The 18,476-nt window shown below is 68.1% G+C and carries 16 protein-coding genes and 1 pseudogene; 6 read left to right on the plus strand and 11 right to left on the minus strand.

Going from position 1 to position 18,476, the window contains the following annotated elements:
* Positions 1 to 56: 56 nt before the first annotated feature.
* Both dapA and IEY87_RS27195 read left to right on the plus strand, forming a co-directional pair.
* Entirely contained in the window at positions 57 to 974 is a 918-nt protein-coding gene (gene dapA / locus IEY87_RS27190; protein ID WP_189141618.1) for a 4-hydroxy-tetrahydrodipicolinate synthase, read from the plus strand.
* Between the two features lie 54 nt (positions 975 to 1,028).
* Positions 1,029 to 2,714: a ribonuclease J gene (locus IEY87_RS27195; RefSeq protein ID WP_189141619.1), complete on the plus strand. Its 1,686-nt coding sequence runs from the start codon at positions 1,029 to 1,031 to the stop codon at positions 2,712 to 2,714.
* A 148-nt stretch (positions 2,715 to 2,862) separates the two neighbouring features.
* On the opposite strand, the gene IEY87_RS27200 is transcribed toward IEY87_RS27195, so the two are convergent.
* The 3 genes and pseudogenes from IEY87_RS27200 to IEY87_RS27210 all read right to left on the minus strand — a co-directional run.
* Complete coding sequence (locus tag IEY87_RS27200; protein ID WP_189141620.1) at positions 2,863 to 3,639, minus strand: ABC transporter permease subunit; 777 nt, start codon at positions 3,637 to 3,639, stop codon at positions 2,863 to 2,865.
* Positions 3,636 to 4,400 (minus strand): ABC transporter permease, encoded by a 765-nt coding sequence (locus IEY87_RS27205; RefSeq protein WP_189141621.1) that lies wholly within the window; start codon positions 4,398 to 4,400, stop codon positions 3,636 to 3,638. Before IEY87_RS27205 ends, IEY87_RS27200 begins: the two co-directional genes overlap by 4 nt.
* Before the next feature lie 65 nt (positions 4,401 to 4,465).
* Positions 4,466 to 5,119: pseudogene (locus tag IEY87_RS27210) on the minus strand (ABC transporter ATP-binding protein); the annotation flags it as partial.
* Positions 5,120 to 5,230: 111 nt separating this feature from the next.
* Between IEY87_RS27210 and IEY87_RS27215 the strand changes: the two are divergent.
* Positions 5,231 to 6,712 carry a histidine kinase gene (locus IEY87_RS27215; protein ID WP_189141623.1) on the plus strand — a complete coding sequence of 494 codons (1,482 nt, stop codon included), beginning with the start codon at positions 5,231 to 5,233 and terminating at the stop codon, positions 6,710 to 6,712.
* Positions 6,709 to 7,350: a response regulator gene (locus IEY87_RS27220; RefSeq protein WP_189141624.1), complete on the plus strand. Its 642-nt coding sequence runs from the start codon at positions 6,709 to 6,711 to the stop codon at positions 7,348 to 7,350. Before IEY87_RS27215 ends, IEY87_RS27220 begins: the two co-directional genes overlap by 4 nt.
* A gap of 289 nt (positions 7,351 to 7,639) precedes the next feature.
* On the opposite strand, the gene IEY87_RS27225 is transcribed toward IEY87_RS27220, so the two are convergent.
* The 5 genes from IEY87_RS27225 to IEY87_RS27245 form a co-directional block, all read right to left on the minus strand.
* Complete coding sequence (locus IEY87_RS27225) at positions 7,640 to 9,772, minus strand: peptidase domain-containing ABC transporter (RefSeq protein WP_189141625.1); 2,133 nt, start codon at positions 9,770 to 9,772, stop codon at positions 7,640 to 7,642.
* Positions 9,769 to 9,957 (minus strand): hypothetical protein, encoded by a 189-nt coding sequence (locus IEY87_RS27230; protein WP_189141626.1) that lies wholly within the window; start codon positions 9,955 to 9,957, stop codon positions 9,769 to 9,771. Before IEY87_RS27230 ends, IEY87_RS27225 begins: the two co-directional genes overlap by 4 nt.
* Entirely contained in the window at positions 9,954 to 11,456 is a 1,503-nt protein-coding gene (locus IEY87_RS27235; RefSeq protein ID WP_189141627.1) for a TIGR04500 family putative peptide maturation system protein, read from the minus strand. Before IEY87_RS27235 ends, IEY87_RS27230 begins: the two co-directional genes overlap by 4 nt.
* Positions 11,456 to 12,409, minus strand: a complete 954-nt coding sequence (locus IEY87_RS27240) for an MvdC/MvdD family ATP grasp protein (RefSeq protein WP_189141628.1) — start codon at positions 12,407 to 12,409, stop codon at positions 11,456 to 11,458. The genes IEY87_RS27235 and IEY87_RS27240 overlap by 1 nt, the downstream gene beginning before the upstream one ends.
* Before the next feature lie 194 nt (positions 12,410 to 12,603).
* Positions 12,604 to 12,753 (minus strand): hypothetical protein, encoded by a 150-nt coding sequence (locus IEY87_RS27245; protein WP_189141629.1) that lies wholly within the window; start codon positions 12,751 to 12,753, stop codon positions 12,604 to 12,606.
* Between the two features lie 197 nt (positions 12,754 to 12,950).
* Between IEY87_RS27245 and IEY87_RS27250 the strand changes: the two genes are divergently transcribed.
* The gene (locus tag IEY87_RS27250) at positions 12,951 to 13,436 is read left to right on the plus strand and encodes a DUF402 domain-containing protein (RefSeq protein ID WP_225278215.1); all 486 of its coding nucleotides are present in this window, start codon (positions 12,951 to 12,953) and stop codon (positions 13,434 to 13,436) included.
* On the opposite strand, the gene IEY87_RS27255 is transcribed toward IEY87_RS27250, so the two are convergent.
* Both IEY87_RS27255 and IEY87_RS27260 read right to left on the minus strand, forming a co-directional pair.
* Positions 13,433 to 14,683: a hypothetical protein gene (locus tag IEY87_RS27255; RefSeq protein WP_189141631.1), complete on the minus strand. Its 1,251-nt coding sequence runs from the start codon at positions 14,681 to 14,683 to the stop codon at positions 13,433 to 13,435. The two genes, IEY87_RS27250 and IEY87_RS27255, sit on opposite strands and share 4 nt — an antisense overlap.
* Positions 14,680 to 15,951 (minus strand): glucarate dehydratase family protein, encoded by a 1,272-nt coding sequence (locus IEY87_RS27260; RefSeq protein ID WP_225278214.1) that lies wholly within the window; start codon positions 15,949 to 15,951, stop codon positions 14,680 to 14,682. The genes IEY87_RS27255 and IEY87_RS27260 overlap by 4 nt, the downstream gene beginning before the upstream one ends.
* Positions 15,952 to 16,040: 89 nt before the next feature.
* Between IEY87_RS27260 and IEY87_RS27265 the strand changes: the two genes are divergently transcribed.
* Complete coding sequence (locus IEY87_RS27265) at positions 16,041 to 17,510, plus strand: aldehyde dehydrogenase (NADP(+)) (RefSeq protein WP_189141632.1); 1,470 nt, start codon at positions 16,041 to 16,043, stop codon at positions 17,508 to 17,510.
* Between the two features lie 55 nt (positions 17,511 to 17,565).
* Here the strand turns inward: IEY87_RS27265 and IEY87_RS27270 are convergent, their stop codons facing one another.
* A complete protein-coding gene (locus IEY87_RS27270) occupies positions 17,566 to 18,474 on the minus strand; it encodes a 5-dehydro-4-deoxyglucarate dehydratase (protein WP_189141633.1) in 909 nt (302 codons plus the stop codon).
* Positions 18,475 to 18,476: the final 2 nt, after the last annotated feature.

Genomic DNA, 18,476 nt, shown 5'->3' on the forward strand with positions numbered 1-18,476 from the left:
GGCAAAGCGGGGTGGCGGCGTCCAACGGATTTGGGAATCCAGGTAGCGTTCGCACTATGGCATCGCCCACTGGAACCATCGATGCGCCTTTCGGCCGCATGTTGACCGCCATGGTCACGCCGTTCACTGATGATGGCGCGGTCGACTACAAGGCTGTGCGACGCCTCGCTACCTATCTGGTGGACGAGCAGCGTAACGACGGATTGATCGTCAGCGGTACGACCGGCGAATCCCCCACTACCTCCGACGACGAAAAAGCACGGATTCTCGCTGCTGTCCTGGAGGCGGTCGGCGATCGGGCGACCGTGGTGGCGGGTGCAGGCACCAACGACACCCGTCACAGCGTCGAGCTGGCAGAACGGGCCGCACGCGAGGGGGCCCATGGTCTCCTCGTGGTGACCCCGTACTACAGCAAGCCCCCGCAGGAAGGGCTGTATCGACATTTCAGCGCTGTCGCTGATGCGACGGACCTGCCTGTCATGCTGTATGACATTCCTGGGCGTAGCGGAGTGCCGATCAAGACCGAGACCTTGCTTCGGTTGGCCCAGCACGATCGCATCGTGGCCGTGAAGGACGCCAAGGGAGACTTGTTCGCCGGTAGTCAGATGATGTCGATGACCGACCTCGCTTTCTACTCCGGCGACGATCTGCTTAACCTGGCCTGGCTGTCGCTGGGCGCGGTTGGGTTCGTGAGCGTAGTAGGCCATGTGGTGGGCGCCGATCTCGCCCGCATGATCCAACTGCACCGTGGTGGTGATGTCGACCAGGCCCTGGTCATTCACCGCCAGGTGGCGCCCGTGGTCGACGGGATCATGCTGAGCGCGGGGGGCGCGATCATGGCCAAGGCGGCGCTGAGCATGGTGGGGGTGCCGGTCGGACCGGTGCGCCTGCCGCTCGTGTCCGCGACGGAGAAGCAAATCGCCGAGCTGCGTGCTTGCCTGGTAGCCGGCGGGGTGAAGTTGACAGACGCATAGAAACGGGGAGGAACCGGAAGCTTTGAGAACACGATTTGACATTGGGGGCCGGCCATGAGCCATCCGCATCCTGATCTTGGCCCCCCACCGCCGCTGCCCGACGGAGGGCTGCGCATCGTCGCACTGGGCGGGCTGGGTGAGATCGGCCGAAACATGGCCGTTTTCGAGTACGACGGCCGTCTGCTGATCGTTGACTGCGGGGTGCTGTTCCCCGAGCCTGATCAGCCGGGTGTCGACCTGATCCTGCCCGACTTCGAATACATCAGAGACCGCCTCGACCAAGTCGAGGCGATAGTTCTGACGCACGCGCACGAGGACCACATCGGGGCTGTGCCGTATCTCCTGCGAGAGCGGCGTGACATCCCGCTGATCGGATCCCGGCTGACGCTTGCCTTGATCGAGGCCAAGCTCACCGAGCACAGGATCCAGCCGACCAAGCTCCAGGTGGTCGAGGGTGAACGTCACACCTTCGGGCCGTTCGACTGTGAGTTTCTGGCAGTCAACCACTCGATTCCGGACGCCTTGGCCGTGGCCATCAGGACGCCCGCCGGCATTGTGCTGCACACCGGCGACTTCCGGATGGACCAGTTGCCGAGTGACGGTCGACTTACTGACCTGGGCGGCTTCGCCAGGCTCGGCACCGAAGGCGTCGACCTGCTCATGTCCGACTCGACCAACGCCGAGGTGCCGGGGTTCGTCACCAGCGAGCGTGAGATCGGTCCGGTCATCGACGAGGTCATCCGTACCTCTGAACAGCGGGTCATCGTCGCGAGCTTTGCTTCTCACGTGCACCGTATCCAGCAGGTCATCGACGCGGCTGCCAAGCATGGCCGCAAGGTCGCGCTCGTCGGCAGGTCGATGGTGCGAAACATGGGGGTCGCTCGCGACCTCGGCTACCTGAAGGTGCCGCAGGGCGTCATCGTCGACTCCCGCGACATCGAGGAGTGGCCGCCAGAGGACGTGATGCTGGTCTGCACTGGCTCTCAAGGTGAGCCGATGGCGGCACTGTCGAGGATGGCCAATCGCGACCATCCCATCCGTATCGCCGCGGGGGACACGGTCCTGCTCGCCTCGTCCCTGGTGCCGGGGAACGAGACCGCGGTCAACAGGGTGATCAACGGGCTTACCCGCTGGGGTGCTCGTGTCGTGCACAAGGGCAACGCCAAGGTGCATGTCTCCGGGCACGCGGCCGCAGGCGAGCTGCTTTACGTGCTGAACCTCACCCGGCCGTCCAACTTCATGCCGGTACACGGCGAGTGGCGTCACCTGAGGGCCCACGCCAAGCTGGCCGCACTCACCGGAGTTCCGGACGATCACATCGTGATCGCCGAGGACGGTGTCGTGGTCGACCTTGTCGACGGCCGCGCCAAGGTCGTCGGTGCGGTCCATGCCGGGTACGTGTACGTGGACGGCTCGTCGGTCGGTGAGATCACAGACGTGTCGCTGAAGGATCGCAGGATCCTCGGTGATGAGGGGTTCATCTCCGTGGTCATCGCCGTGGACTCCACCACGGGCAAGATCACCGCGGGCCCGGAGATCCACGCGCGTGGCTCCGGCATCGATCCGGCACAGTTCGAGCAGTTCATCCCGCAGATCGAGAAGGCTCTGCAGGACAAGGCGGCTGATGGAGTGGTGGATATGCAGGAGATCCGCCGCGTGGTCCGCCGCACCGTCGGACGCTGGGTGAGCGACACTTATCGCCGCCGTCCGATGATCATCCCTGTGGTGGTCGAGGTCTGATTTCGTCGTGGGTACGGCATGCATGTGTGCCTGCCGTACCCGTGAACGGCCTTTCGGTTGTGCGAGAGGCGAACAGGCCTCCCACAAGATCGCGTCGCAGGTGACGACATGTCGTGGTGCCCGCAAGAGTGCAGCCAACGGTGCCATGTCACACGTCCCTTCGGCATAGCAGCCAGGTGCCGGCGAGCAGGGGTAGCAGGGCATAGGTCACCAGGACTGCGGCCGCCGCCACAGGTGGCAGAAGTGAGCCGTACACCGTGTTCGTGGTCGTATCGCGGGTGATCTCATGCGGGAGAGCGCCGATCATCACAGATCCCAGCAGGTCACTCCAGGGTTGGGGCAGGTTGCCCACGATGATGGGGACGACGTACACGGCGCCCACCAGCACAACGATCGAGCCGGAAGCGGTGCGAAGGATCGACCCCAGTCCTACGCCGAGCAGCGCGAACACCGGCACTGTGAGCGCCAAGGCGGTCAAGAGCGGCAGCTTGTCCGTGAACGGTATCTGGTAGAGGCCGCCGAAGCGGTCAGCGATCAGTGCCCGGCACACGAAGTAGGTGGCGAAGATCACCGCTGAGCCTGTGAACAGGGCGATGACACCGACCACAACGGACTTTCCGGCCATCACAGGCCAGCGTTTGGGCACAGCGGTCAGACTCGTTCTGATGAAACCGGTGGCGTATTCGGATGTCGTGGCCAGCACACCCAGGACGCCCATGCAGAGCTGGGGCACCATGAGCACGACTTCTTCGAGCTCGGCAAGGCGAGCACCCGGCTTCTGTGCTGGGGTGGCGTGGTCGTACATGTCAACAGCCATCCATGCGAGTCCAAGGCCGAGCAGGATGCCGCCGAGGCTGATGCTCACGGTGAGGTGACTTGACCGTACCGAGCGGATTTTGAGCCATTCGGAGGCGAGAACACTCATGCGTCCCTCCTCCACAGGAAGTAGAAGCCGACGGCGAGAGCCACCAGCGCGTATGAGATGAGTGCCACGAAGGCCACTCCGGGAGACAGCAGGCCATCGCCCAGGCGTGAAGAGAGCCGATCGCCGGCGATCTGGGGGACGAGATTCGGCAGCATCAGAGATGCCACCCTGCTGTTCCACGGCTGAGGTAGGTAGGTCGCGATGCCGGGCAGGACGAATAGCATCGCCACCACCGACACGATCGCCGCCGCCGTTGAGCGAGTGACGGCCCCCAGGCCAAGCCCTACGAGGGCCAGCACGGTGACCGAGACACCTGAGGCGAACAGCAACGGCAAATCATCGGAGAAGCCGGTGCTGTTGAATCCGAGCTGACGATCTCCCGCGATCAACCGGGCGGCCACGTAGGTGACGAGAAGGACCACATGAGCGGCGACGAACGTCACCCCACCGACGACTGCGGCCTTGGCCAGCAGGAGAGTGCCTCGGCTCGGCACGGCGGTGAGACTGGCGCGGATCATTCCCGTGGCGTGCTCGGAGGTGATGGCAAGCACGCCGATAGTGGCGAGACTGATCTGCACGAGCGGGAGGAAACCCTCTTCGGGGGCGGCGGCCCTCAGGGATCCACGCTCCTCCGCCAGACTGCTCACATAGATCGTCCACCCCACCCCGAAAAGCATCATGAGGGCGGCTGAACCCAGCGCGTAGTAGGTCGAGGCGACCGAGCGCAACTTGAGCCACTCGGAGGAGAAAGCCATTCTCATGACCCCGATGCTCCGTACTCCAGGCTGCCGGCAGTGAGCGCCAGATAGGCGTCTTCGAGGGAGGGGTAGCGCGTGGTGAGCTCTTGGACGGTCTCTTCCGCGATTAACTTTCCTCTGCCGACGATGACGATATGGTCGGCGGTAAGCGCCATCTCGCTCATCAGGTGGCTGGACAGCAGGATCGTCCTGCCCTCCGCGGCCAATGAGCGCATGAGATCGCGGATCCAGCGCACTCCATCGGGGTCGAGTCCGTTGACCGGCTCGTCGAACATGAGCACGCCAGGGTCGCCGAGCAGCGCGGCCGCGATGCCCAGCCGCTGCTTCATGCCGAGGGAGAACCCGCCGACGTGCTTCTGTGCAACGCCGGCCAGGCCCACCCGCTCCAGCATCTCCGACACTCGTCCAGGGCCGATGCCGTTGGTGCGGGCCAGGCAGAGCAGATGGTTGAAGGCGCTGCGACCGCCATGCATCGCGCCTGCGTCGAGCAAGGCGCCCACCTCATGCATGGGCCTGGGCAATGAGGCGTAGCGCTTGCCGTTGACCAGTGCCGCGCCGGACGACGGCGCGTCGAGGCCGAGGACCAGTCGCATGGTGGTGGACTTGCCCGCGCCATTGGGGCCGAGGAATCCGGTTACGTGGCCCGGCAGCACGGTGAAGGAGAGGTCATCGACCGCGAGCGTGCGGCCGTAGCGTTTCGTGAGGTGTTGGAGATCGATCACGCCGTTAGGTTGCGGCACGGCGGGCCCTCCCCACATCGGACCACGGTCCGAACCTCAATCTCAGACCCCGGGTTGACGTGCGAGCCTCGGTTCACCGGCTACCTTCGTCGCGTGAACGCCTCGCAACCCCTCTTCGCCAGACGGCTGCCACGTGCCCAGCTGATCATGTTGGACATGGCGGCCGGCTTGGGCCTCTCGCTCGTCTTCTTGACGGCGGCTGTCAACGCGGGGGAGCTGCCACCATGGGTCCGGCTCGCCGTCCCTCTGGGCCTAGGGCTGCCGCTGGCCATGCGACGGGTGCTCCCTCTGCCGGTTTTCCTGTTCACGTTGGTGGTCGCCATCGTGGCCGTCTGGCTCGGTGCGGTGAGTTTCGCCTACGTATCGCCGGCGTACGCCCTCTATTTGGTGGCGGTGGCCCAGAGTCGCAGCACTTGGTTGCCCAGTTCCGCCATTGGAGTGGTCACGGCGGTCACAGGGCTTGGCTTGGTGGTGGCCGGAGGCGCGCCCAAGGCGGCCGCTCCAGAGTGGTTGTTGGGCGTCGACAAGATGCTCATCGGCGTCGCGGCGCTGGGCGGTGCCTGGACGGTCGGGCGGGCAGTGCGCGAAAGGAGGATTTATGCGGCCCATGACGCCGAGCGGATGGCGGCCCAGGCCGTGAGCGAGGAGCGGTTGCGCATTGCGCGTGAGCTGCACGATGTCGTGACCCACAATGTGGGGCTGATCGCGGTCAAGGCCGGCGTTGCCAACCATGTCCTGCCCACCCGGCCAGAAGAGGCATATGAGGCGCTGCGCGTGATCGAGACGGCCAGCCGAAGTGCGCTGGTTGAAATGCGTCACCTGCTTGGGGTTCTCCGCTCTGTTGACACGCCGACACTCGATCCGGCGCCGGGCATCAGCGGATTAGGTGCTTTGGTGGAACAGGCCCGGTTGGCTGGGGTGGGAGTCGACCTCGATGTTCGCGTCAGGAGCGGCGACGACGATCGCCAGGACCGCAACGGCGAGACGGACACCACAGACGGTGATGTGAGGGAGTCTGGCCGGAATGGTCGTGGTGAGGTGCAGGAGTCTGGCGTGACCGGCCCCGGTGATGTGCGGGAGTTCGGTGGGACCGGCCCTAGTGATGTGCTGGAGGCGAGCCAAACGGGCCGTCGTAACCTGCGGAAGTCAGCGCAGGGGAGGTCCCCTTCAGAACCGAGTCCGGTTGATGATGTTGAGGTGGGCCTTAGGGCTGAGGGCAGCGCGGGCGGTGTCCGGCCCCGGACGGAGCGTGGGGGAGCAGGTGGAGCGAGAAGGCTGCCTGAAGGTGTGGAGCTGTCCGTCTACCGGATTGTGCAAGAGGCGCTGACAAATGTCGTGAAGCATGCGGCACCGGCTCGTTGCTGGGTGTCGGTGGTCGACGATGGGCGGTCTGTTCGGATTGAGATCAGAGACGACGGGCCGGGGCACCGGACTGTGCCAGGCGAAGGGCTGGGGCATGGGCTGATCGGGATGCGAGAGCGGGTCATGATGTACGGCGGAGTCTTCGAAGCAGGAGGGCTTCCCCAGCGCGGGTTTCGGGTGTCGGCCGAGCTGCCCTATCGGAGGGCTTCGTGATCCGGGTGCTCGTCGCCGATGACCAGGCGTTGCTCAGAGGTAGCTTCAAGGTGCTGGTGGACTCAGAGCCTGATCTGGAGGTCGTCGGTGAGGCCGCTACGGGGGCGGAGGCTGTGGCGGTCACGCGGGAAACCCGTCCCGATGTCGTGCTGATGGACGTGCGCATGCCAGAGATGGACGGTATAGAGGCGACGAGGCACATCGGGCACACCACACGGGTTCTGATCGTGACGATGTTCGATCTTGATGCGTATGTCTACGACGCGTTGCGCGCGGGGGCCAGTGGATTCCTGCTCAAGGACACTCCGCCAGCTGATTTGATCGCCGCCATTCGGGTGGTGGCGGCTGGGGATGCGTTGCTGGCCCCGGCTGTGACGCGTCGGCTGATCGAGGAGTTCGCGCGCACGCCGGCCTCACCTCGTGTTCAAGGGTTGGACGGCGTGACGGAGCGGGAGCGGGAGGTTCTCACGTTGATAGCCAGAGGTCTGTCCAACGCCGAGATCGCTCAGCACCTTCAGGTGACTCTGGCCACAGTGAAGACGCACATCAGTCATCTGCTCAACAAGCTCGACGCTCGCGATCGGGCGCAGCTTGTCATCGCGGCCTACGAGAGCGGGTTGGTTTCTGCGGCATGTTGACGACAGGGCAAGGACCATCCACCCGACAAGCAAGGCCACCCGGCAAGGAAGGCCCGCCCGGCAAGGAAGGCCCGCCTGCTAAGGAAGGCCCGCCCGACAAGGAAGGCCCGCCTGCCAAGCGAGGCCCACCCGCACATGCAAGGCGTACGACTCGGTTCGCGTGGGGTCAGACACCTCGTCTGGGCAGTGGATGCGGCTCGTGCGTGGGTTCTGGGGGTGAGGGAGGGACGCGTGACTGCCGGAAGGGCGCTGTGGATGGGTTGGCTGGTTACTGTGGTGGGCTGGCTGGTCAGCGGATGGATTGGCGCTCGGTCAGGGCGGCGTATCGGCCGCCGTGGCGCATCAGGCTGTCGTGGGTGCCGTGTTCGACGATGCGGCCCGTCTCGATGACGAGGATCTGGTCGGCGTCGCGTACGGTGCTCAGGCGGTGGGCGATCACGATGCGGGTCTGGGGCTGCCTTGCTAGGTTCTGCTCGATCGCTGCCTCGGTGGCGGTGTCCAGGTGGCTCGTGGCCTCGTCGAGCAGTAGGAGCCGGGGCTGGGGGAGCAGTGCGCGGGCGAGCGCGATCCGCTGCCGCTGGCCGCCGGACAGGCCGCTGCCTTCGGTGAGTATCGTCTCGTATCCCATCGGCATGGCCATGATGTCGTCGTGGACGCAGGCGAGGCCGGCCGCCGCCACGACCTGCTCCAGCGAGGCGTCGGGGACGGTCAGGCCGATGTTGTCCCTGATGGTTCCGGTGAACAGATGCGGATCCTGGGTGACCACGCCGAAGCGGCTGCGCAGCCAGCGTACGTCGACGTCCCAGGCGGGTGTTCCGTCGTACCAGATCTCGCCCTCGACCGGCTGGTACAGGCCGAGCAGGAGCCGCCCCAGCGTGCTCTTGCCCGACCCGGAACTCCCGACCAGGGCCACCTTCTGGCCGGGGCCCACCGCGAAGGACATGTTCCTGAGCGTCCATGGGGAGCGCGGGTCGAAGCGGAATCCGACGTTTCGCAGCACGACCTCCCCGCGCAGGTGTGGCTTCTTGCCGCCTTTCCGCTCTGGCTCTGCCTCGACGATGTCGGCCAGCCTTTCGAAGTGCGCCCCGGCTTCCTGGAGCTCTTGCAGGCTGGTCAGGAGGGAGGTCAGCGGGGTGAGTGTGGACACGGCCAGCGCGTTGAGCGCGAGCATCGTGCCCAGGCTCAGCTCACCGTTGAGCACCTGGGCCGCGCCAACGAGGAGCAGCAGTGCGGGACCGAGGATCCTGATGCCCGAAAGGGCCGAGTCCAGGACGCCTCGGGTCAGGCCCAAGCGCATGTCCGTGTTCATCTGGGCGGTGAACATCCCGGACCACCGCTCGACGGCACGCCACTCGGCGTTGGATGCCTTGATCGTCTCGATGCCGCCGATGGACTCGATGAGTCTGCTCTGGGTCGTGGCGGCGGCGGTCAGGCCGCGTCCGGTGAGGTCTGTGACCCGCCTGCGGGTTGCCAGGAGCAACGCGACCTGGATGGCCGCCACGGCCGCCAGGCAGCCGCCGAGCAGAGGATCGCCCAGCAGGACCAGGGTCACGAGGACCACCGCGAGGGGGCCGTCGAGCAGGGTGGAGAGCACCTGGCCGGACAGCATGGCGCGCAGGCTGGCCGCGCTCTGCGTGCTCATGACCAGGTCGCTTGTGCCTCTGAGAGTGAAGTACCGGTAGGGGAGCGTGAACAGGTGTCCGACCACACCGGCCGTGAATTCGGTGTCCGCCCGTGCCCGCAGCATGAGCAGCACGGCCGTACGAAGGAAGGTGAGGATCGCCTGGGTGAGCACCACGAAGCCGAGGCCCACGAGGAGGATGCGCAGCAGATAGCGGTTCTCGCTGGGAAGGATCTCGTCGACGACGAGCCCGGCCAGCAGCGGCAGGACGAGGGAGAGCGCTTGCAGCAGCAGGGAGGCGAGCACGGCCTGGAACAGCAGGAGGCGGTGGCGCATCAGGAGAGCGGTGACCAGTTCCCGGCGCCACGGGCGGAGCTTCGGGCCTTCGACGCTGAAATCGGGGCCCGGCTCGAAAGCCAGGACGACGCCCGTGAACCCGAGGTCGAATTCCTCCGCCGTGAGCCTGCGCCGACCGGAGGCGGGATCGACGACCTCGACGACGTCCGGCCGCCAGCGTTCGACGACGAGGAAGTGGTTGAACTCCCAGTGCACGATGAAGGGGCCGGGCACCGCGCCGAGTTGGCCGGGGGCGAGCGAGAACGCCCTGGCACGCAGGCCGTACGACTTGGCGGCCGCCGCGATCGCGGACGCGTTCAGTCCGTCCCGCGACACCTGGACGTGCTCGCTGACCTCGCGTACAGTCGCACGTCGTCCGTGGTGCCCGAGGACCATCGCCAGGCAGGCCGCGCCGCAGTCGGTCATCGTGCTCTGCCTGATGACCGGTATCCGCTTGCGCCTCATCGGCCCGCCCCGAGGGCAGGCAGGATGCCGATCAGGATTACGCCCGCCATGGACAGCGCGAGCAGTCCCACGTAGGTCCACAGGCCGATCAGGAGTTTCCTGGAGATTCGGTACGGCTGCTCGATGTGCCTTCGGGAGGTCGTGTGGTGGTGGACCGCCTTTTCCCGGTACGGAAGCTGGCTCACGTGCCGGTCCGCTCAGCAATGTCGATTCGCTCAGCTGTGTCGGTCCGCTCGGCCATGCCGGTCGAATTCGCGGCGCCGGAAGAGCCGTGGCCACCGGTCCGGTCGGCGGTGCCCCAGAACCACTCGATCTTGGCCGTGCTTCTGCGCCGCTCGATCCAGTCGGCGAAGATCTGCCGCTCGACAAGGTCGCGCACGGTGGCGTCGATAGCCGGGGCGTGGGAAGCAGAGGCGTCGTGCACGGCGGTGCCCGAAGCAGCGGTGTTGCGCACGGTGGTGCCCGAAGTAGCGGCGTCGTGCACGGTGGTGCCCGAAGTAGCGGTGTTGCGCACGGCGGTGTCGGAAGCGGAGGTACTGAGAGGGGTGGTGTGAGGAGCGCTGGTGCGCGCGGTGTCGTGGGGAGTGGTACCGCGCACGGTGGTGTGGGGAGAGGTGGTGCGCACAGTGGTGTCGGGAATGGTGGTGTTGCGCGCGGTGGTGTCTGAAGTGGAGGTGTCGGGAATGGCGGTGTTGCGCGCGGTGGTGTCTGAAGTGGAGGTGTCGGGAATGGCGGTGTTGCGCGTGGTGGTGTCGGGAGGGTGGGTGTTGGGAGCGGTGGGCTCTGGGGTGGGGGGAGTGGGAATGGCTGGTTCCACGGCTAGTACCTTGATCAGGAGGTGGCCGTGTTCTGTGGGGAAGGGGCCGACGACTGTTCCCGGTGCTGCTCCGAATACCTGGTCGGCCGTTTCTCTGTCCAGTTCGCCTCGGCGCAGGGTGGCGAATACCTCGCCCGGTCGGGCCGTGCCTTCGGCGAAGGCCTGTTCCGCAGCGGCGAGGAATCCGTCGGCGTCGAGTGCTCGTGGGCCGGCCTCGGTGGTGAACTCGACTCGCGCGACGCGAGCGATGTCGAGTTCGTGGCCGTGCTCGGCTAGCCAGGGCTCGAGCTTTCCTGAGGCCACTCGCGAGCGGAGACGGGCTACGGAGGCTTCGACGGTGACCAGTTCCTCCAGTTCGGAATGGGAGATGTGGTGGCGATTTAGCCACGCCTGGACCGCGTCTGCGGTCAGCAGGCCGCGTGCTCGGCGGAACGCGTCCATCGCCGTCTGCAGCTCGGCGTCGGTCAGCGGTTCCGACTCCTCTTCCAGCACCTCGCGTACCAAGCTGTCGTTGATGAGGCGGTCGGCGGGGCGGGACTCGTCCCATATGAAGTCCAGGCAGGCGATGGCCCTGGCCACCGGTGTCTCGACCCCGTTCACCCGGAGCAGCAGATGCTCTGCGGCCCGGTGCACGCCGCGCAGTGGCCAAGGCAGCGCCTGGTCCTGACACCACGACAGGGAGATCGTGGCGCCGTCGCCGTTCTTGATGAGCAGGGCGTGGTGGAGCGACCCGTCGTACTCCTCGCGCTGCCTGACCAGCCGCACCCGGACGGACGGGTGCTCCGCCCGGAACCTGGCCAGGTCTCGCTCGGCCGTACCGGCGCTGAGCAGGTCGACCGCCTCGGCGAGCATGCGCCCGTCCGCCATCACTTGACTCCGCTCATGAGCAGCTCGCCGATGGCCGCGCTGATGGGCAGCGCGGCCGCGTCCTCGATCCAGAGGAACTGGCCGTTCGGGTTGATCTCCAGGAAGACGTGGCGGTCGTCCGGCGTGAGGATCAGGTCGATCGCGCCGTAGGTGAGCCCGAGGCGTTCGACCAGTTCGAGGCAGCGTCGGGAGATTTCTGCGGGCAGTTCGTGCGGCCGGATGGGCGTCGCGCCGGGGTCGTAGTGCCGCCAGTCGTACCTTGTGTGGTTGCTCACCTGGGAGTGGATCTCGGCGGCGAAGATCGCGCTTCCGACCACGGTCACCCGTAGCTCGACGCGCTTGGGCACGTACGCCTGGATGATGATCGGGCAGAGGCGCAGGGTGCCCGCGTACGTGATGTCCGTGGGGGTTACGGGGGCCGCGAACCGGCCGAAATCCGGCTCAGGTCGGTTGCCGTGCACGGGCTTGGTGATCACACGGCCTTCGTGCCGGTCGTAGAAGTCGAGAAAGCTCTCGGGGTCGTTCGTGATCAGCGTCGCGGGGAGCTCGAAGCCCAGCTGCCGGGCCAGTTCCAGCTGGTACGGCTTGCTTGCCGCGCGGTCGATGACCGGACGCGCGGCGGGGATCGTGAGGCAGTCGAGGCTGTCCCAGAGCGCTTCGGCCATGAGGCGGCACTCCTCCTGCACGTAGTCGCGTCCGGCGACCTGCGGATGGGCCACCGGGTCACGCGGCCGGCGGTACCAGAGCGCGGTCAGCTCGTCGAGGGCGATGCGGCGGCCACCGTGGTCGAGCACCCGGCCGGTCGAACCGTCACCGGAATGGCCGATCTCAAGGGTGGCATCGGTGGGAAAGGAGGCGGGATCGAAGACGATGACGTCCGCACCGGCGGCCGTGACTGATTTCACGACCCGGTCGGCGTGCTCATCTCCGTCAGAGGTCAGGACGAGGATCATCAGCGTGGCTCCGGACGAGGGCGCGAAGGCGAGGACTGCAAGGTGGGGGGCGCCAAGGCGACGGCGGAGCCCCGAAGGTGAGAGCCGGAAGGTGAGAGCCGGAAGGTGAGGGCCCGAAGGTGAGGGCCCGAAGGTGAGGGCCCGAAGGCGGGGGCGATGGTGGGGGCGCGAGTTGGGTCGCGCCCCCGTGGGGGCTAGTTGCTGTCGCCCGAGGTGTGGCTGTGGTTGCCGTGGATCGTGATGACCTGGCTCTTGGCGCCGCCGCTCACCTGAAGAAGCTGCCCCTCATCGAGCTCCGGGCCGAGAGCCGCGATGTCGTCCAGCGTGGTACGCGTCTTGCTCATGTGGATGAGCCCTTCTTCCCGTACGGAACACCTGGTGTGCTCCGTTGCATGAGGAAAGTTAGGCGAGCGGCCCCCGGCCGGGCGTCCGTCAGCCGGGTGATCTCAGATCCTCCCTCCAGCGGACGCGGATGCGTGCGGCCTCCGCCGGGCGGGGTGACGGGCGCGGGAGGTACGGGTAAGTTCCGTTCGTGGGAAATGTGAAGATTGTTTACCGCAAGTACGGCGGAGCGCTGCACTGGAACCATCTGGGCAAGCTGCTGGGGGAGGACGAGCACGGCGTGTGGGTGGCGGTGCCGAGCGGGACCGTCGCGCGCAAGGGGGAGGGGCCGCCGGTCACCTGGCAGACCGACTGCCTCATGCTGTTCCCGCGCGATGCCTGGTGGACGGCGACCTTCCACTCGCTGCCGCACACGTGTGAGATCTACGTCGACGTCACGACCGTGCCCGAGTGGCGTGACGGTGAGATGACCATGTTCGATCTGGATCTCGACGTGATCAGGATGCGGGACGGGCGGCTGTTTCTGGATGACGAGGACGAGTTCGCCGAGCATCAGGTGCTGCTCGGCTACCCGCGGGACATGATCGTTCGGGCTGAGGAGACCGCGCGGTGGCTGCTCGCGGCGGTGGAGCGGCGGGAAGAACCGTTCGGTGGTGCGCACCTGCGCTGGATGGGGGAGGGTTAGCGGCCGGCGATCCGGAGGGCGTCTTTCATGGCCGCCCATCGCTGTGGGCTCGCCAAGCCCGCGTGGTAGAGGTGGATCTCCGACGCGCCCGCCTTGACGTACGTGCTGAGGAGCTCGGCGAGGGCCCCGGCGTCGGCGGGGCGGGGCGGCAGTGCCAGGACGTACGCGCCGACCCGCTGACCTGGGCCGCACAGCTCGCCGAGGCGGGACAGCCGGGCGGCGTCCTTGTCCGGGTCGCCCCAGCAGTTGCCCACCAGCACGTCGGCCGCCTGCTCTCCCTCGGGGAGTGCGGCGAACGGGCCGGTGGCCCAGGGGTCGGGGTCGGCGTGCAGGGCGATGGGCAGGTTCGGCGCCACCTGCCGGGCCGTGGAGGTCAGGCGTCGGCGCAGGGCCGCCGACAGTTCGACGCGTACGGCACGCACCTCGTCGGCGAGCGGCCCGAGAGCGGTCTCCAGGACGCTGGAGCCGGTGCCACCGGGCGCAGCCGGGCCGTCGTCGACGGTGGCTCGCACCCGCTCCCCGGTGTCGGCGGCCGGGCCGTCGTCGACGGCTCGCCCTCGCTCCCTGGTGTCGGCGGCCGGGCTGTCGACGGTGGCTCGCACCGGCTCCCCGGTGTCGACGGCCGCTCGTACCCGCTCCCCGGTGCCCGCCGGGTACCGGTCCGCGCAGCGCGTGCAGAAGCAGAGTGACATCAGGCCGGCGTCGAAGTCGGCGCCCGCGGTCTTCTCGTGCACGCTCTGGTGCCCGAACCCCATCGGCCCGCATCCTTCGAGGATCAGCCCGTCCGGCTCCCCGGCCGTCAGCACCTCGCGCACCAACCGCTCGCAGTAGTCGGCCACGTCCTCCCAGGCGGGGCAGAGCGCGTACGGGTAGCGATCCCCGAAGGCGTTGCGTACCACCAGGTCCGGATGTGCCTGCCCGAGGTGGGCGTTGTGCGTCAGCACGGTCCACGCGTACACCTTCAGCCCGGCCGCGCGCAGCGCGTCGCTCGCGAGCAGATAGGCGTCCGGCGTGGTCCAGGTGGGCGCGGCGGGCACCAGGCGGCCCCAGGCTTCGGCCCGCACCGGCAGGTAGAACGCCGAGTGCGGCACGTCGAGGACGCGGTGCGCGGGGTGCAGCGGGGTGGCCGCGCGGGTGGAGTGGTAACTGGCGGCCAGGGCGACGGCGTCCACCCCGAGCGCGGCCAGGCGCTCGGGGGCGGCGGAGTCGCCGACGATGTCCCAGGGGTAGGCGTAGACGAGGTTCACCAGCGGGGCCGCTCAGCGGTGAAGGCCGGCTCGAAACGGCGCAGGTACGTCGTGTCGTCGCGGGCGGTGACGCCGCACGTGAGGTACTGCTCGTGCATGACGGCGAGTGCGTCGCGGTCGAGTTCGACGCCGAGGCCGGGGCCGGCGGGCACGGGGACGGCGCCGTCGACGAAGCTGAGGGCGCCGGGCGCGACCACGTCCTGGCCGTTCTGCCAGGGGGTGTGGGTGTCGCAGGCGCTGGTGAGGTTGGGGGTGGCGGCGGCGAGGTGGGTCATGGCGGCGAGGCTGATGCCGAGGTGCGAGTTGGAGTGCATGGACAGCTCCAGGCCGAAGGTCTCGCACAGGGAGGCGACGTGCGCGGTGCGCACCAGGCCGCCCCAGTAGTGGTGGTCGAGCAGCAGCACGCCGATGGCGCGGGCGGCGATGGCGGGGGGCAGGTGCTCGGGGGTGACGACGCACATGTTGGTCGCCAGGGGCATGGAGACCTGGGCGGCGACGGCGGCCATGCCGGCGATGTCGGGAGTGGGGTCTTCGAGGTACTCCAGCACGCCGTCGAGTTCGCGGCCGACCCGGATGGAGGTGTCCACGCTCCAGACGGCGTTCGGGTCCAGGCGCAGCGGCACGCCGGGGAACGCCTCGTGCAGCGCCTGGGTGGCGGCGATCTCCTGGTCGGGCTCGAAGACGCCGCCCTTGAGCTTGATCGAGGTGAAGCCGTATTCCTTGATGAACAGCGACGCCTGCTCGACGACCCCTTCGGGATCGAGCGCGGCGCCGAACCTGTCGGGCTCGGCGCCGGGGTGGCCCGCCCACTTGTAGAACAGATAGGCGCTGTACGGCACGGCGTCGCGGACCCGGCCGCCGAGCAGGTCGACCACGGGCACGCCGGCCGCCTTGCCGCGGATGTCCAGACTGGCCACCTCGAACGGGGAGAACACCCGGTCGACGCTCTTCTCCTTGGTGGCGGCGCCGGTCAGGCCGTGCAGGTCGCTCACCGCGTCGCCGACGGTGGCGGCGATCCTGGCGTACATCTGGTTCGTGGCGTGCACGTCGAGGCCGATCAGGACTTCGGCGCACTCCCGTACCTTGGTCAGGTGGCCCAGGTCGCCGTAGGTCTCGCCGAGCCCGGTCAGGCCCTCATCGGTGATCACCTCGACGATCGTGCGCAGGGCCCATGGTTCGTGGACCCCTGCGGCGTTCAGCAGAGGCGGGTCCTTGAATGCGACAGGGGTGACGTTGATCTGCGTAATGATCATGTGATCGCCGTTCATATATGTGAACAATGGTCAGATTTGTGGACAGAATGCGGCAACTGTAAGAATCGAGCTGAGACAGTGTCAAGACTCCGAAGGGCCATTCGATGATCTACGGATACGACCCCAGAACCGGCGAGACCGTGGGCGACGCCCTCCCCGAGACGGATCGCGACGGGGTCGACATGATCGTCTCCGCCGCGGCGGCCGCGGGCGAGGCGTGGCGCGCGACCCCCGCCGCCGAGCGGGCACAGGCGCTCGAAGCCGTCGCGGACGCGCTGGCCGCCGAGACCGACGAGCTGTGGCGGCTCGCCGACCGCGAGACCGCGCTCGGCGAGGTACGGCTGCGCGGCGAGGTGGCCAGGACGGCCGGGCAGTTCCGGCTCTTCGCCCAGGTGATCAGGGACGGCGGCTACCTGGAGGCGATCGTCGACCACGCCGATCCCGCCTCCGCCCCGCCCAGGCCGGACGTACGCCGGATGAAGCAGCCGCTGGCCGGGGTGGTGGCGGTGTTCGCGGCGAGCAACTTCCCGTTCGCCTTCTCGGTGGCCGGTGGCGACACCGCCTCCGCGCTCGCCGCGGGCTGCCCCGTGGTGGTCAAGGCGCACCCGGGCCATCCCCACACCTCCGCGCGGGTGGCCCAGATCGTCCGCCGCGCGCTGCCGTACCCTGACCTGCTCGGGCTGGTGCAGGGCATGCGGGCGGGGGCCGACCTGGTCCAGCACCCGAGGGTGGTGGCGGCCGGGTTCACCGGGTCCGTCGCGGGCGGCAAGGCGATCCAGGGCCTCATCGACGAGCGGGAGGTGCCGATCCCGTTCTTCGGCGAGCTGGGCAGCGTCAACCCGGTCGTGGTGCTGCCGTCGGCGCCCAAGGCCGCGGTGGCGAGCGGGTTCGCCACTTCGCTCACGATGGGCGTGGGGCAGTTCTGCACCAATCCCGGGCTGATGTTCGTGCCGGAGGACGACGAGCTCCGCACGGCGCTGGTCGAGGCCGTCGAGGGGACGACGGGCGGCCCGATGCTGGCCGAGCGGATCAGGGACGGCTATCTGGGCGGCGTGGGCCGCCTCGGTGAGCTGCGGCTGCTGGCCGAGGGCAAGCCGGGGGAGGGGGAGTGGGCGGTCACGCCCAAGGTGTTCACCACGGATGTGAAGACCTTCGCCGACAAGCTGCCGGGCATCGGTGAGGAGTGCTTCGGCCCGGCGTCGATCGTGGTGACCTACCGCGAGCTCGCCGAGCTGCGGCCCGTGCTGGAGCGGCTCGACGGATCGCTGACCGCCACCGTGCACGGCACCGACCCCGGCGAGGCCGCCGAGATCACCGAGGCGCTCGGCGCCCGGGCCGGGCGGCTCATCTGGAACGGCTGGCCCACGGGCGTGGCCGTCACCTGGGCCATGCACCACGGCGGACCCTGGCCCGCCGCGACGTCCACGACCACCTCGGTCGGCGCCACGGCCATCGACCGCTGGCTCGCGCCCAGGGCCTATCAGGACTGGCCGGAGCAGCTGCTGCCGGACGAGCTCAAGGACGACAACCCGCTGAACGTCCCGCGCCGGGTCGACGGCACCTTGACCCGCTGACGGCCCCGCCGGCCGGCACGGGCCGTGCGGACGCGCTCCGCACGGCCCCATGCGGTCAGGCTCCCACGATCTCGAGCCCGGCCGCGATGATCTTCTCCAGCTCCGCCACGTGCTCGGCCGACGCGTCGACCAGCGGTGGACGTACCCCTCCGACGTCCTGGCCGCGCAGCCTGAGCCCCGCCTTGACGAGCGAGACGGCGTAGCCGGGCACCAGGTCGCGGAGCTGGACCAGCGGCAGGTAGAAGCTGGTCAGCAGCCGCTGGGCCAGCGCGTCGTCGCCGCTCGTCACCGCCCGGTAGAAGGCCAGCGCGATCTCCGGCGCGAACGCGAACGCGGCGCTGGAGTAGAGGCTCACGCCCATCCCCCGGAAGGCCGCCACGGTCAGCTCCGCGGTCGGCAGCCCGTTGAAGAACGTGAACTCGCTGCCGGGAGCCTGCTGCCGCACCGTCAGGATGATGCGCTGCAGCAGGTCGAAGTCCCCCAGCCCGTCCTTCAGCCCGATCACGTCCGGCATCCGCGCGAGCGTCGCCGTCGAGTCGGGGGTGAAGCGCGCGTTGCCCCGGTGGTAGACGATGACCGGCAGACCGGCCGCGTCCGCCACCTCGCGCACATACCGGATCAGCCCCTCAGGCGGGGCGGTGACCAGGTAGGGGGGCATCAGGAGCAGGCCGTCGGCCCCATGGGCGGCCGCGGCGCGCGCGACCGACTTGGCGAAGGGCAGCGAGCCCCCCGCCCCCGCGAAGACCGGGACGCGCCCGGCGGTCGCGGTGACGGAAGCCGCCACGACCCGGGTGTAGTCGTCCAGGTCGAGGGCGTTGAACTCGCCCGTGCCGCACGCGGTGAACACTCCTCCCGCCCCGGCTGACACTCCCTGGTCGACATGCTGGATCAGTGGCTGCTCGGCCACCTCGCCATCAGGTCCGAACGGAGTAACAGGAAAGAAGAGAACACCATCTAGCCGCATCA

This window comes from Nonomuraea glycinis, assembly GCF_014646515.1.
Taxonomy (GTDB): Bacteria; Actinomycetota; Actinomycetes; order Streptosporangiales; family Streptosporangiaceae; genus Nonomuraea; species Nonomuraea glycinis.